Source organism: Spirochaetota bacterium, from assembly GCA_030154445.1.
GTDB lineage: Bacteria > Spirochaetota > Brevinematia > Brevinematales > Brevinemataceae > Brevinema_A.
The window spans coordinates 20,017-33,543 of the sequence record JAGUQW010000012.1 but is presented as its reverse complement, the minus strand read 5'-3'; the positions used below and the strand labels follow the sequence as shown (position 1 = coordinate 33,543).

The 13,527-nt window shown below is 30.1% G+C and carries 18 protein-coding genes; 16 read left to right on the top strand and 2 right to left on the bottom strand.

What is annotated here, in order from left to right:
- The first annotated feature begins 5 nt into the window (after nucleotides 1–5).
- The 15 genes from KFW21_05940 to KFW21_05870 all read left to right on the top strand — a co-directional run bounded on the left by KFW21_05940 (nucleotide 6) and on the right by KFW21_05870 (nucleotide 10,759).
- Complete coding sequence (locus tag KFW21_05940) at nucleotides 6–431, top strand: DUF1320 family protein (protein ID MDK2818971.1); 426 nt, start codon at nucleotides 6–8, stop codon at nucleotides 429–431.
- 149 nt (nucleotides 432–580) lie between these two features.
- Nucleotides 581–1,081: a hypothetical protein gene (locus KFW21_05935; GenBank protein MDK2818970.1), complete on the top strand. Its 501-nt coding sequence runs from the start codon at nucleotides 581–583 to the stop codon at nucleotides 1,079–1,081.
- Between the two features lie 43 nt (nucleotides 1,082–1,124).
- Complete coding sequence (locus tag KFW21_05930) at nucleotides 1,125–2,492, top strand: hypothetical protein (protein ID MDK2818969.1); 1,368 nt, start codon at nucleotides 1,125–1,127, stop codon at nucleotides 2,490–2,492.
- A 60-nt stretch (nucleotides 2,493–2,552) separates the two neighbouring features.
- Nucleotides 2,553–3,023, top strand: a complete 471-nt coding sequence (locus tag KFW21_05925; GenBank protein MDK2818968.1) for a hypothetical protein — start codon at nucleotides 2,553–2,555, stop codon at nucleotides 3,021–3,023.
- 63 nt (nucleotides 3,024–3,086) lie between these two features.
- Nucleotides 3,087–4,175 (top strand): baseplate J/gp47 family protein, encoded by a 1,089-nt coding sequence (locus KFW21_05920; GenBank protein MDK2818967.1) that lies wholly within the window; start codon nucleotides 3,087–3,089, stop codon nucleotides 4,173–4,175.
- A gap of 13 nt (nucleotides 4,176–4,188) precedes the next feature.
- Entirely contained in the window at nucleotides 4,189–4,920 is a 732-nt protein-coding gene (locus KFW21_05915; protein ID MDK2818966.1) for a hypothetical protein, read from the top strand.
- Nucleotides 4,921–5,113: 193 nt separating this feature from the next.
- On the top strand, nucleotides 5,114–6,163 hold the full coding sequence (locus KFW21_05910) for a hypothetical protein (GenBank protein MDK2818965.1): 1,050 nt from the start codon (nucleotides 5,114–5,116) through the stop codon (nucleotides 6,161–6,163).
- Between the two features lie 7 nt (nucleotides 6,164–6,170).
- The gene (locus tag KFW21_05905) at nucleotides 6,171–6,659 is read left to right on the top strand and encodes a hypothetical protein (GenBank protein MDK2818964.1); all 489 of its coding nucleotides are present in this window, start codon (nucleotides 6,171–6,173) and stop codon (nucleotides 6,657–6,659) included.
- Nucleotides 6,660–6,769: 110 nt separating this feature from the next.
- Nucleotides 6,770–7,144, top strand: a complete 375-nt coding sequence (locus KFW21_05900; protein ID MDK2818963.1) for a hypothetical protein — start codon at nucleotides 6,770–6,772, stop codon at nucleotides 7,142–7,144.
- A complete protein-coding gene (locus KFW21_05895) occupies nucleotides 7,137–7,316 on the top strand; it encodes a hypothetical protein (protein ID MDK2818962.1) in 180 nt (59 codons plus the stop codon). Before KFW21_05900 ends, KFW21_05895 begins: the two co-directional genes overlap by 8 nt.
- A 129-nt stretch (nucleotides 7,317–7,445) precedes the next feature.
- Nucleotides 7,446–7,934 carry an N-acetylmuramoyl-L-alanine amidase gene (locus tag KFW21_05890; GenBank protein ID MDK2818961.1) on the top strand — a complete coding sequence of 163 codons (489 nt, stop codon included), beginning with the start codon at nucleotides 7,446–7,448 and terminating at the stop codon, nucleotides 7,932–7,934.
- A 1-nt stretch (nucleotide 7,935) separates the two neighbouring features.
- Nucleotides 7,936–8,358 (top strand): hypothetical protein, encoded by a 423-nt coding sequence (locus KFW21_05885; protein MDK2818960.1) that lies wholly within the window; start codon nucleotides 7,936–7,938, stop codon nucleotides 8,356–8,358.
- A 94-nt stretch (nucleotides 8,359–8,452) separates the two neighbouring features.
- Nucleotides 8,453–8,998 (top strand): DUF4065 domain-containing protein, encoded by a 546-nt coding sequence (locus KFW21_05880; GenBank protein MDK2818959.1) that lies wholly within the window; start codon nucleotides 8,453–8,455, stop codon nucleotides 8,996–8,998.
- Nucleotides 8,992–9,297 (top strand): hypothetical protein, encoded by a 306-nt coding sequence (locus tag KFW21_05875; GenBank protein ID MDK2818958.1) that lies wholly within the window; start codon nucleotides 8,992–8,994, stop codon nucleotides 9,295–9,297. The genes KFW21_05880 and KFW21_05875 overlap by 7 nt, the downstream gene beginning before the upstream one ends.
- Before the next feature lie 130 nt (nucleotides 9,298–9,427).
- Nucleotides 9,428–10,759 carry an FAD-dependent oxidoreductase gene (locus KFW21_05870; protein MDK2818957.1) on the top strand — a complete coding sequence of 444 codons (1,332 nt, stop codon included), beginning with the start codon at nucleotides 9,428–9,430 and terminating at the stop codon, nucleotides 10,757–10,759.
- A 72-nt stretch (nucleotides 10,760–10,831) separates the two neighbouring features.
- Here the strand turns inward: KFW21_05870 and KFW21_05865 are convergent, their stop codons facing one another.
- Together KFW21_05865 and KFW21_05860 are read right to left on the bottom strand one after the other, a co-directional pair.
- Complete coding sequence (locus KFW21_05865; GenBank protein MDK2818956.1) at nucleotides 10,832–11,566, bottom strand: glucosamine-6-phosphate deaminase; 735 nt, start codon at nucleotides 11,564–11,566, stop codon at nucleotides 10,832–10,834.
- 374 nt (nucleotides 11,567–11,940) lie between these two features.
- Nucleotides 11,941–12,498, bottom strand: a complete 558-nt coding sequence (locus tag KFW21_05860; protein MDK2818955.1) for a hypothetical protein — start codon at nucleotides 12,496–12,498, stop codon at nucleotides 11,941–11,943.
- A 130-nt stretch (nucleotides 12,499–12,628) separates the two neighbouring features.
- Between KFW21_05860 and KFW21_05855 the strand changes: the two genes are divergently transcribed.
- Nucleotides 12,629–13,519: a sulfite exporter TauE/SafE family protein gene (locus tag KFW21_05855; protein MDK2818954.1), complete on the top strand. Its 891-nt coding sequence runs from the start codon at nucleotides 12,629–12,631 to the stop codon at nucleotides 13,517–13,519.
- The last annotated feature ends 8 nt before the right edge of the window (nucleotides 13,520–13,527 follow it).

Here is a 13,527-nt window from a genome sequence, read left to right as displayed (position 1 = left end):
CTACTATGCTTTATTGTCACAAGGAAGATCTCTTCGAAGCTTGTCTTCAATCCGCCATAGAAAGCTGGGCAAAAAATGATTGCCGAGAAAGTTCTGAAATGTTCACTCCTCGTATCATTTCTGCAATTTCTCGTTCGTCTGAAGAGATGAATCTTTATATTTGCAAACAACATTCTCTTCCTCTACCTTTTATACCACTTTCCTTGAGGGATATTTGTGTTAAATTATCTCTCTATCAACTACTCTCCCGCAAAGGTTTTACAGAAGATTCTGCGGACTACTCTATCAAAGTCAATCGAGATTCTGCTATCAAACAACTTGAACAAATAGCGACTGGAAAACTTGATATCGGTATTATTTCCTCAGGCTCATCTCCTGTTCATCCTTCTTACTATTTCCCTAAGAGTCCTTTGGTTCAAAATAATTTTTAGGATTTTTATTTTCTTCTATGTAATGTAGAACGAGTCTCAATTTATATTTTTATCTCTCCTTAACTTCCAAAAAAAAGTAAAACATACCTTCCACTTAACATAACGAAGCAAGGCTCAGAAATACAGAAAAACAATTTTAGGAGTTCTTGATGATTATTGCCATTCAACAACACCTCAAAGAAGTACTTATTAATAGCTCTTCTATTGCTGAAGAGATGATATTGATAGATACTCCTGATCCAAACTTGGCACGGCCTTGGATAAGTATACTCCCCTCCAAAGCCACACTTAGCCCTGCATGGTATTGGGACAATCAATATTACGAATCAACACCTCATGGGAAATTCCTCGTCAAAATTCAACGCAAATACAATATAATTCAACCTATTGTTATTAATTTTGAATTTATAGATAAGAGTGAACTTGATGATATTGTTCATAATTTTCTGGTGCAATTGCCTAAAGAATTTATCATTCAACACAGTGTTATTTCACTTTCGCCTATAGACTTGGAATACTTTTTCGCCAAAGGTGTTTTAGGATTTAATACAGCTCAGTTAAGCTTACATGCTAACTATGCTATAAGATCAGATAATACGGACAATACCATCATCAAAGATGTTACGGTCAATGTTACCCCAAGCAAATAACAATTTATCATAGTATATACATAACACTAAAAAGGAGACAATTATGTGGTCAAGCGTCAACGAAAAAATCACAGATGGAACAAGTGGATTAAATTCAAACAATGGGCCTAAAGCTATTGTTGTTGGAACATCTTCCAAAGGGTCTTTAAACAAAGCTCTGAGCATAGGTAAAAAATCAAATGTAGAATCCATATTAGGATATGGTGAAATGCCTAATCGTATCCTCGATATGCAAAAAACTATGGCTGATGTAAGTATTGTAGCATTACCAACAGAAGGTGATATACTTGGTACTATTTCAACTGTTGAGACAATTGGAAATACGGTGATCACTGCTATAGGAACACCGTCTTATACATCAGATATTCAGATCACTGTCAGTAATGAAGGTACAATAGGAACAGTAGAAGTCACGATAGCATCAACAGGTGATAAAGTTCACGAAGAGTCTGTTATTATTCCTATAGATGGAATTATTACTAGGGATGATCTTGGTTTGTCTATTGTATTTCCTATTGACGAAGATCTTATTTATACTTCAGCAAACTCTTGGTCATTTTCTACGATAGCACCAACTTCTTCTTTGAAAGTATTAGAAGCTGTAATTACTCAAGCTCTTGAAATATACACACCAGAATTTGTATTTATTGCACAATCTGTCAATGGAGAATTTGTAAAATCTTTGGGATCTATTTCTGAAAGATTATTTGAAGATCATAAACCAGTATTATTTTTAACAGAAACAGATCTTGACATAACAAGATCTCTTGAGGAAGCAATCGCTGACAAAAAAACAGAATTTGCAAAAATTGATGCTCGTTTTGTCTCTGTTGTTTGTCAACCTGGTTATATTATCACTTCTGTAGGGAAAGTCAAAAGATCAGTAGCAGGATTGTGTGCAGGACATCTTACAAAATCTAATGTTAATCAAAGTATTGGAGCTACCAATAATTTTGCTATTTATGATTTTGAATTATTAGATAATTGGAATAACACTCATTCAAGATCTTTGGATGAAAGCCGTTTGATCACTCTTCGTACTTATGCAGGATTAAACAATCTATTCTGGACTAACGGAAGAACACTAGCTAGTGATAAATCAGATTATCGTTTTATCGAAATCGTTCGTACTGTATTTAAAGCAATTAAATTATCTCGCAGAGCAGCTTTACCATATATTCAAAGTAATGGTGATTCTATTGGTTTACAAAACTTACTAACTGAAGTTAGATCTGCTATTGATACTATGGTAACAAACACACCAAAAGAACTTGATGATTTTGAAATTGATTTACCAACAGATCAAGATGTAGTTAATAATGGTGTACTACTAAATATTGAATTGTTTGGTATCCCTATTATTAGAACAATTAATCTAAATTTCATGTTCAAATATAATCAGAGTAATTAATCTTTCTAATTACAACTAAAAAATAATTATACAAGCAATACTATTGCTGAAGAGGATCTTATGAGTATTTTAATAAACGGAAAAACATTTGATTGGGGAGATATTACTATATCTTTACTACCATTAACACCAGCAATTTTTACAGCAAAAGAGATATCTTGGGATGAAGAATTCGAAGCAGAGGCTATTTATGGTAAAGGTCGTGTTCCTGTTGGTTTTGGCAAAGGCAATTGGAAAGCTAGTGGTAAAATATCATTACTTAAAAATGAATTTGAAGCACTTGCTCTAATTGTACCAAACGGAATTCTTAATATGGATCCAAGAAATACTCATATTAATGTTCTTTATGGAAATTCTTTTGATAGTAGTATTCCGTTAAGTACAACGACACTAACAGGTATTAGATTTACAAAAGTATCTGAATCAGCCAATCAAGGAGATAAAGAATTAAAAGTTTCTTTAGATTTTTTAATCTTAGACAATGTAAGACATAATGGCAGAGCAGCTCGAGGAGCAGCATACCTAAACTAACTCAATTATTTTCCCCATATCTATTTTATTTATGGGGAAAATATTTATTATTAAGGATATTTTATGAAAACCAGACAAAGCATAGCCTCAGAAATTTTTGAACAGTGTAAAAAAGAAATACCTCAAGTTTCTAATTTCAAATCTGGTGGTGTATTTCGATTGTTTATTGAAATAATTGCTAGTTTTTTAGAAAAATTATATCAAGAATCAGACGACTTATTAGCCAATAGATTTGTACAAACAGCTTCTGGAGATTGTCTTACTATCAAATCAAAAGAATTAGGTATAGAAAATCGTTTTCTTACTCAAAAAACACAAGGTTATGTTGTTTTTAGTAGAAATAAAGCTGATGATACTATCCCTATTGATAAAAATAAAATTATAGCCACAAAACCAAATACCCAGGGACAAGTATTTAGATTTAAAGTAGTTGATGATGTACTCTTTATAGCTAAAGAAAAAACGCTTAGTGTTTTGGTTGAAGCAGAAGAATATGGCAGTAGGTACAATGTTCCTATTAATACCATAACAGAATTTATTACTACTATTTCAGGTGTTGATAGTGTTATAAATAATAGCACTCAATGGATTGTAAGATTAGGTAGAGAAGAAGAAAATGATGAGGAATTGAGACTTCGATGTTTATCTATTTGGCAAGGACTTAGTGGTGCTAATAAAGAAGCGTATGTAGCTTGGGCGAAATCAGTATCTGGTGTAGGCAATGTAAAGGTTATTGGTACTCCTGAAAACAAATTAGGAGAAATATTAATTGTTTGTACAGGTATTAATAATATACAAGCAAGTCCTGAAATCATTCACAGTGTACAGCAAGTGATTGATTCCAGAAAACCTATAGCAACAGACATTGTAGTAAAAGCACCTGTAGAAGTTTTTGTACCGCTTAATATAACTTTATATACATATAGTACATTAAATAAAGATGCTATCAAAGAACAAGTTGAAAAATTTTTTATGAATCAATTTATTGGTCAAAATTTTGAACCATCGGCATTGATAGCTCATTTTTTTAAATTACCTGAAATCAAATCTGTTGTGATTAACACGCCGTCTACAACTTTTAATATATCTGACATTCAAATTGCTCGTCAAAACATCAACGCTGACACAGATATTACGATCTATAATTCATAACAGGACTAATACTATGAAAAACATTTTTATCCAAATGTATCACCGAAATCCTATTACTAATTTATTCAAAAATCTATCTTATCCTCTCAAAAACAATTTTTCATCAAATTCATTCGAAAACACAAACCCCTCATCAATAACTAATTTTTTTGAAATTATTGCTTATCATTGTGATAAAGTTTATAAAGAAAGAGCTCTTATATTGAGTAGTAGTTTTCCTAGTAATAGTATAGATATTATTAACTATATGGAGACCCTACCTCCCCCTAAAGATTCTAGATTTGACGCAGATCTTACAAAATTTGCTACGGAAAGAGGATTGTACAAAATGAAAGATGAAAGTCAGGAACAGTTTCAATCCCGTATTATAAATGCACATCGTTTTTTATTGGCATCATCAACACTTACAGGATTAAGAAATATTATTGACAATGTGATTAATAGTGATCCTACTCTTCTACCAAAAAAATTTGACATAAGAGAACTTTATACAGAAGATTGGGTTCTAGGAGAAGAACAATTAGATGAAAATGTGATTTTAGGAAATGATGTCTCATCTTATTATTTTGTAGTAGATTTTGGGAACAATCCTATAAGATTGGCTGAAAAAATATATTTAGACAATATCATTGATTTGTACAAGCCTGCTCATATTGGATATCATATAAATGCTTTTATCCTAGATGATTGGGTATTAGATGATAAAGATGAAATATGTGAGATCAATTCATTTCTTGATATATAAACATATCACTTTTTAAATCTCAACCATTGAAAATATATACTATTCAAATACAATAATATAAGAAAATTCTATTTCTTTAATTATATATTATTTATATATTATTTTTCATCAATCTACATTTCTTTTTCTTATTCGATTTACTTCGCATAACTTATGTACTACCACTTATATTTTTCTAAAGGAGAATTTTTATATGTCTAATAATAATAATAATATTCGACAAAACTTTTATCAAGGTCAAAAAATTGTTGCCAAAAATTTGAATAGTTTACAGGACTATTCTGATAAAAATAACAATCTAGTAGTATCAGATTTATTAGGGTATGGTATCCTTCATGGTTTTGAAATACAACAGACTGATAACTTTTTAATTACTATCGATCCTGGAGTTGCTTTTGATACTAACGGTGTTAGATTGATTTCAGAAAATTCTACTCCTATAGATCTAATGCCTCTAAAATCTAATATAGAAACACAAACAATTTTATTAGGTATCAAAGGATCTTATATTTTGTCTAATCCTGTTAACGACTCTTTAGGAAACGAAATATATACCAGTTTCGCCCCTAGTGTAGAATTTATCACGGGAGAGACTCTTGACAAAGATACTTTTATACTCGCCTCTATTATCTTAACAAGTAGCTCTATTATAGATATCAAAACAACAGGAGTTAAATTTCAAAATTTGCAAAAACAAATAGAAAAAACTCATTCCTTTTCTACAGAAAAATCATCTGAATCGACAATAGCCAATATTGATGCAGATATCTTTAATATCAACAAAAAATCTTTTGCTGATACGATTAGAGATATGGCTTACCCTATCAAGTCCACCTACACGCAATATCCTGATGAAACTACAGGATTATTTGATGACACAGAAACACCAAGATCTTTGTTTGGTGGGGACTGGGAACAAATCTTTACAGACAAAGGTGTTTTCTTCCGTACTGAGGGTGGACTATCTGCAGAGAATCGTGATGCATCTACTGGTATCCAATTCGACGCTATGCAGAGATTGACGGGGGTACTTAACACTAGACTCACAAATTCAGGACAATTTTATCTGGGATTTAAAGGTATATTTACTGGTTCTGTATCCTCAGTAAGAAGTGGGTCTGTGAGAGAGGATTCTCTAAGAGAATCAACTAATGTAAATTTTGATAACTCACAACAAGCAAGAACATCAACAGAGAATAGATCTATAAATATGCTTATGAAAATTTGGAAAAGAATAGGATAAATAAAATATGAAAGCACTATACAATATAGAAACAAACTTGATTACAAGATTGATAGATACTACAGAACAAAATATATATAAATATCTAAAAGAAAACGAAGACTACAAAAATTATCCTTTTAGTAATGATCTTAGTAAAGGACAAAATATTAATAAGTATACTGATATGGGTACACTTCGACCAAACTCTGAATTAGTCGCAGAGAATTTAATCATTCTCGGAGAAGATCAGATTTTAGACGGCAAAATAATTCGTGATCTTACAGAGGAAGAACTACAAGAAAAATATCCCAATCGATATCCTATTGAAGAAAATTCTGTCAAAACATTTGCTCAAGCTATTCAAGAAAAAGAACAAGAAATAAAAGATTTAAAAGATATTTATATTGATGCTGAATTAGATGACAATAGTTCTTTACAAGACTCTCTCAAAATCGCCATTCAAACTAAAAAATCAGAATTACAGATTTTACAGAATGAATATAATGAAGAGTAACAAAACTTTATCATGTAGGGAATCAAAAGATAAAGATCCTGGTATTTATCTTATTAATTATAGATAAAGAAAAAATTTAACTAAAAAAAAGTTATAAAAGCGAGGGAAATATGGATTATACAGGTATTAACAATGTATGGGCATTTTTAGCATTTTCTTTTTCTTCGATTTTTGGTTTATTTCAATTTATGACTATGAAAGAAACTCAAAAAATAGCAACATCTAATGACAAACATCAACGATCTTTAGAAGATATATTAAAACAACTTCAACAAGATATTGAGGTTGTTTCTCATACGACCGATGCTGCTTATTATTTGGCATTACACGCCAATAGAAGAATAGATACAAGATTCAAAGAAAATACTACATCTAAATTGTTAGAAAATATCAATACTTTAAGAAATGATCAACAGATAGCAAATCAATCTGAATTTATTGCTAAAAAGATTAGAAAAAAAAATAAGAATAATAAAAATGCATAGTAATATACTAAATATAATTACAGGAGCTTGTGGGTTTATTATTTGGATTTATTTAGTTAAAGACACCCCTACCCAATCAATTAATTTGGCATTAGGAATATTATTAATGCTCGTAGGATTTGGAGGAAAAGATACTATTATCGATATTATCAAATCTTGGAAAAATAACTAATTTTTATGAATACATCACAAATCAATCATCCTCATTTTTTGGGGGATGATTTTTTATATATAAAACGATTAAATCACATGGAGGAAAGTAGTAATTCTGTCTTTGATAAGTATACTACATAACATAATTATGGCATTTATACAAAAAACAACTTGTGAAAAAATCACAAATGAAATTCCTATTGTAGATCGATGGGTAGGAAAACCAATGATGATCCATACAGCTGCAGCTGATATTAAAAGAGATAATATCCATACGGATAACCATGAACGCTACCATGTAGAAAATCTCGGCTGGGATCATATAGGTTATATGTTTTCTATAGAAAAAGACGGTGTTATTTATTTTTCGAGACCCACGGCAAACAAACAATACCATTGCATAGGTGACGGGCAAAATCACAAAAGCTTCGGTGTTTGTATTTGTGGATGTGGTACAAAAAACTATCTTACAGAAGAGCAATATCAATCTTTACTAAAAATAATAAAAGTCTATCAAGTTGGAACTATATTAGTACATAGAGATTTTCCTTACAAAGGTAAAACCAAATCTTGTCCAGGAGATGTTTTGTTAGCAGATATTACCAAACGATTTAGTGCTTTAGTACACAGAGTCTAACATGAAATATATGCTATATAGTTTTGTATTTGGGCTATTATTAGGTGGGGGCGTGATTTATTTTTTCTTGAACAAATCAGTCCCTATTCAAGCTAGTATGATTATAAGCTCTTCAAATCCTGAGGCTAATATTTCTAATCAAACACTTGATCTTACAAAAAAATATACAACAATCATAGCAACCGCTGTTTTTGAGACAGATCAAAAAGGAACTTTTACTAGTGAGATCGTATTAAATAGACAAGATATTCAGTACAAAAATTCTCTTATATTTCAAGGTGGTTATTTAATCAATAGTCAGACTCCTCTATTAGATATTGCCTACTCTTACGACAAGTTAATTATCTCTGCAAAACTAGGATATAGTTTTAGATTAAAGGAATTAGACTATGGGATAGGCATAGGTGGTAGGTTTAGTTGGTAGTAAAGAACGTGGTTTAAACTTGACAAAGCATGAGTTTATGTGTAATATAATGGGTAAGTCTGATGAATAAGATAAGCTAATAAAGGATATACAAATGACAATTCAAAAAACTGATACATCTGTTGTTGATATAGTAAAAGAATTAATTGTTCATCATTATAGTAATGGTGATGGACACGATGTGACTAAAACTAAAATTTTAAAACAATTATTTTTTGCTCAAAGTTTTTCTCTATATTATTTCAATTATGAATTATTTTTTGAAGAGACTGAAGCATGGCAATATGGTCCTGTAGTATCTACAGTGTATACTAACTGGGAATCACCATCAAGTCTTCTAAATCACACATCTATTCGTAATACAGATATCTTTGCAAAAACGATTATTGAAATAATCTTTGAAGTTACTAAATCATTTAAAGCTACAGAACTTACTGATATTTCACACGATATAGGTAGTGCTTGGGATCACAATTATATAGAACATGACAGAAAAATTATTTCTAAAACAGATATCAAAGAATATTTTCCTGTACATACAATTATTACCCAAGCTCTTGGAGCGTATTTTTTAGAATATAAAAAGTATGATCTTGATTCTATTGATAGTAGTATTAAAGAGATGTCTTTTTTATGCTAACAAAAATGGATAAAATAAAAAAAGAGCGTCCTGAATTAATAGAAAAACTTGAAAATACAATGAAATATATCTTTCAAAACCATCTTACAGAATGTTCTGATACAGCACTACTGCTAGTAGTTAATAGAAAAATCAGTATTAGGTTAATACTCTTAGAAGATGGGTGGTCTTGCGATTTCAATTGCACAAAGCCTCTTCCATGTGATAAAGAATATACTATTAATAATAAAAAAAGACTATTTACAGATATTATTCAACAAACTATCAATCATGTAATTAAATTATATGAAAATAAATAATAATACAATCTATATCAAAATAAAAAAGGACAAAGCATAATACTTTGTCCTTTTTTGTATATAATAATTTGTTTTTTTTTATATATAATGTATAATATATATGTATACAATACATATTATGGAGAATTAAATGAAAGTTATAGTAGTTGGAAATAATCACGCTGGGACAGCATTTGTTAATAATGTTACTGAAATGAATAAAAATGTAACTGTAGTAAGCTATGAAAAAAGTGATAATATTTCATTTTTAGCTTGCGGTATTGCTCTATGGGTAGGAAATGTTATTAAAGACCCTAAAGGTCTTTTTTATGCTAATGTACCCGATCTTCAAAAAAAAGGGATTACTGTTCATATGAAACATGAAGTCATCGCTATTGATTATGATGAAAAAAAGGTAACTGTGAAGGATCTAGTATCTGGTAAAGAATCTGTAGATAATTATGACAAATTAGTGTTAGCAACTGGTTCTATACCTATTTGCCCACCTATTGAAGGGGTAGATTTAGAAGGTGTATTTTTCTCAAAAACATATCAACAAGCGTCAGATATCATTAATTATGCAAAACTGCCTCATGTTAAAGAAGTTTGTATTGTTGGTGCTGGTTATATTGGTATTGAGCTTGTAGAAGCTTTTCACCAACTTGGCAAAAAAGTTCGTCTTATTGAAGGGGGCTCTCAGCCTTTAGGAAGTTATTTTGATCCTACATTTACAGATGTTGTTACAAAATCTCTACATAACAACCAAATTAATGTAAATTTAGATGAAAAAGTATCCAAAATTAAAGGTGATAAAAAAGTTAGTGGAATTGTTACAGACAAAGGTACTTATACTACTGATATGATTATCATTGCTACTGGATTTAAACCTAATAATACTCTTTATAAAGACAAATTAAAAACTCTTGATAATGGTGCATTAATTGTTAATAAATATTTACAAACATCAGATGCAGATGTTTATGCATGTGGAGATTGTGTAGCCGTATTATCTAATGTTATGCAAGGTTCTGATAGTATTGCTCTTGCAACTAATGCTGTAAGAACAGGTATTTTATGTGCCGCTAATATTATTCATCCTACAAGAGAATTTGATGGTGTACAAGGATCTAATGCAATTAAAGTATTTGATCTTAATATGGCTTCTACAGGACTTTCTGAAATTGCAGCCCAAAAAAGAGGCTTTCAAGTTGTAACTAATGAAATTCTTGATAATGCTCGTCCAGAATTTATGCCTACTAATGCTCAAGTACGAGTTAAAGTAGTTTATGATGCTACGACTCGTCGTTTATTAGGAGCTCAAATTCAATCTACAGAAAATCATTCAGAAGTTATTCACACATTCTCATTAGCAATTGCTAAAAAAATGACAGTTGATGAATTGGCACTTACTGATTTCTTCTTCTTACCACATTATAACAAGCCTGTATCATGGCTAACTTTGGTATGTTTAACAGCACCTTAAATCAATAACAATAACAAAAAAACACCCTATTACTGGGGTGTTTTTTAGTTTAAATATTTGTTTTTAAAGGGATTATCCTTTATAGCCAATTAAATCAGCCAACTCTTGGTCAATAAAAATAATACAATTAGGATGAACTTTCAAAAAAGTACAAGGTGATTCTGTAGTAATATCATCACTCAAAAGCATTTTTTTCATAGCATCTACTTTATTAGCACCTGTTGCCAAAAGAACAACACACTCAGCTTTAAGAATATCTCCCATTCCTTGAGTAAAAGCTTGTTTTGGAACATCATTTTTACTTGCAAAATATCTAGCATTAGCCTCTATTGTAGATTCTGCAATATCTACAATATGAGCATCAGCATGCAAAACTTTACTTGGTTCGTTAAAAGCAATATGTCCATTAGGACCTACTCCTAACAATTGAAAATGTCTTGGCATACTTGCTAATTTTTGTTGAAATTTTTGTAATTCAATCTTGTTATCTGTATTACCTACAGGGACAAAAGTATTTTTTAGATCAATATCTACTTTATTAAACAAATGTAAATTCATAAAATAACGATAGCTTTGATCATGTTCGGGTGATAATCCCAAATATTCATCCAAATTAAGAGTAATTACATTTTTAAAACTAACTTTATTAGCTTCATGTATCTGTACTAATTCTGAATAAACTTGCTCTGCGGTACTACCAGTTGCCAGCCCTAGTACAGGTTTTTCTTGTTTATTGATAATTTTAGCAATTATTTCTGCTGTTTTTTGACAACTTTCTGCATGATTTTTGGTTATGATTACTTTCATATCACACCTCCTATTAAATATACTGTAATACAATACACTATCTCTATTTTTTATTTCGATAGATTTTGAGAAATATTAAAGAAATCTACATATTATTTTTTATATATAATATTATAAAATTTAATCAAACAATAATTAACACAATTTTGTATAGGATTTATACCATAAAAAACACACCCTATCTTATATTAGGATGTGTTTTTTATTATTTTATTATATATATCTATTTACTTATTAATTAATTTTTAGTTGCTAATTTATCTATTTACTTATTAATTTATCTATTTGCTTATTAATTAATTTTTAGTTGCTAATTTATCTATTTACTTATTAATTTATCTATTTGCTTATTAATTTATCTATTTGCTTATTAATTAATTTTTAGTTGCTATTTTAACTCCATCAAAAGTTAATACTCCTGTCTCAGGATTGATAATCAACTCTATAATATCCCCTCCTTCAACGGTCTTACCAGTAGTATACATCACTAGATTCCCAATTAATATATTTGTAGAAGTAATTGCTATCACACTTTGAATATTAGGATAATACTCTTCTCCACCCTCTTGAAAGAATATATGAGTAATAGTGGCAGAACTTGGATTACCATTCACCATAAGATCTATAGAAATGGGCTCATCTGCACTTGTAGAAGTTGTAACAATACCATTATTATTGAAAATCATAGATTTCCCATGAAAGTCAAGTTGCACTGTTTCTTCTGCAGTATAAGTACCCATAAAATTTGTTTTAAATTGATTTAATAATAATTGCTCTATACCTCCAATACCTGAAATAATTTGACCATTATCTATAGTTTTTTCACTCCTGTCATCAGTTGTAGAAGTTGTAGAACAAGCAATTGCAACACCTAATAATATTAATAGTATACCAAAAAAACCTATAAAATTAGATGGTTTATTACAACTCATAAGTTCTCTCCTTTATAATTTAATATTAATTATAATGATTAAAAAAGACAAATTTATAATAAAATAATATTGAATATAATAATATAATAAAGTATAATATTGAATTATGAACAAGGGGAATATTATAACTATTGTACCTATTATTTTATTATTGTTAATCTCTTTTGAAGGGATATTTATTATTACTTATATTAAGGATTATATTTTATATAAAAAAACACCAGAATCCTCTACTGAAGAATTAGCTGGTGCTCCTATTGTCTTTGTTATCTCTAGTGCTATTATTAATTTTTTTGATACTCTTGGATTAGGTAGTTTTGCTATTGCTACTATCTTTTTTCGTCATTTCAAACTCGTCACTGACAAAAAACTTCCTGGCACTTTAAATACAGCATTTACACTACCTATTATGATGCAAGCTTTGTTATTCATTATAGAAGTGAAAGTCGATATACTAACCTTAGTCTTAATGATAGCATCAGCAACTTTAGGCGCTACTATTGGAGCTGGAATTGTTGCCAAATTAGATGAAAACAAAGTTCGCCTCTATATGTCTTTAGCGCTGACTCTAGTCATAATTCTCATCCTTTGTAAACAACTTAACATTCTTCCTAAAGGTGGCGATCAATTGGGATTAACAGGGCTCAACTTGGTTATTGGTGTTTTTGGTAATTTTGTTCTTGGAGTATTAATGACAATAGGAGTAGGATTGTATGCTCCTTGTTTAGCCCTTGTATATAGTCTTGGTATGAATCCTTTGGTTGCATTTCCTATCATGATGGGATCTTGCGCCTTTTTAATGATACCTGCCAGTATTCGCTTCATCAAAGCAGGAGCATATAATAGAAAGGCTACTTTATGGTCTGCACTGGGTGGAGTTATTGGAGTTTATATAGCAGTAAGCTTTGTCAAAATCTTATCACTCTATATTCTTACTTGGGGAATTGTCGTAATACTCAGCTATACAGCTATCAGTATGTTTCTTGCTTCCCAAAATCACAAACAAATAATTATTAAATAGGAACTATG

Excerpts from the sequence above, each read along its gene's own strand:
- KFW21_05940 (MDK2818971.1), top strand. The coding sequence starts at position 6 with ATGCTTTATTGTCACAAGGAAGATCTCTTCGAAGCTTGTCTTCAATCC.
- KFW21_05935 (MDK2818970.1), top strand. The coding sequence starts at position 581 with ATGATTATTGCCATTCAACAACACCTCAAAGAAGTACTTATTAATAGC.
- KFW21_05930 (MDK2818969.1), top strand. The coding sequence starts at position 1,125 with ATGTGGTCAAGCGTCAACGAAAAAATCACAGATGGAACAAGTGGATTA.
- KFW21_05925 (MDK2818968.1), top strand. The coding sequence starts at position 2,553 with ATGAGTATTTTAATAAACGGAAAAACATTTGATTGGGGAGATATTACT.
- KFW21_05920 (MDK2818967.1), top strand. The coding sequence starts at position 3,087 with ATGAAAACCAGACAAAGCATAGCCTCAGAAATTTTTGAACAGTGTAAA.
- KFW21_05915 (MDK2818966.1), top strand. The coding sequence starts at position 4,189 with ATGAAAAACATTTTTATCCAAATGTATCACCGAAATCCTATTACTAAT.
- KFW21_05910 (MDK2818965.1), top strand. The coding sequence starts at position 5,114 with ATGTCTAATAATAATAATAATATTCGACAAAACTTTTATCAAGGTCAA.
- KFW21_05905 (MDK2818964.1), top strand. The coding sequence starts at position 6,171 with ATGAAAGCACTATACAATATAGAAACAAACTTGATTACAAGATTGATA.
- KFW21_05900 (MDK2818963.1), top strand. The coding sequence starts at position 6,770 with ATGGATTATACAGGTATTAACAATGTATGGGCATTTTTAGCATTTTCT.
- KFW21_05895 (MDK2818962.1), top strand. The coding sequence starts at position 7,137 with ATGCATAGTAATATACTAAATATAATTACAGGAGCTTGTGGGTTTATT.
- KFW21_05890 (MDK2818961.1), top strand. The coding sequence starts at position 7,446 with ATGGCATTTATACAAAAAACAACTTGTGAAAAAATCACAAATGAAATT.
- KFW21_05885 (MDK2818960.1), top strand. The coding sequence starts at position 7,936 with ATGAAATATATGCTATATAGTTTTGTATTTGGGCTATTATTAGGTGGG.
- KFW21_05880 (MDK2818959.1), top strand. The coding sequence starts at position 8,453 with ATGACAATTCAAAAAACTGATACATCTGTTGTTGATATAGTAAAAGAA.
- KFW21_05875 (MDK2818958.1), top strand. The coding sequence starts at position 8,992 with ATGCTAACAAAAATGGATAAAATAAAAAAAGAGCGTCCTGAATTAATA.
- KFW21_05870 (MDK2818957.1), top strand. The coding sequence starts at position 9,428 with ATGAAAGTTATAGTAGTTGGAAATAATCACGCTGGGACAGCATTTGTT.
- KFW21_05865 (MDK2818956.1), bottom strand. The coding sequence starts at position 11,566 with ATGAAAGTAATCATAACCAAAAATCATGCAGAAAGTTGTCAAAAAACA.
- KFW21_05860 (MDK2818955.1), bottom strand. The coding sequence starts at position 12,498 with ATGAGTTGTAATAAACCATCTAATTTTATAGGTTTTTTTGGTATACTA.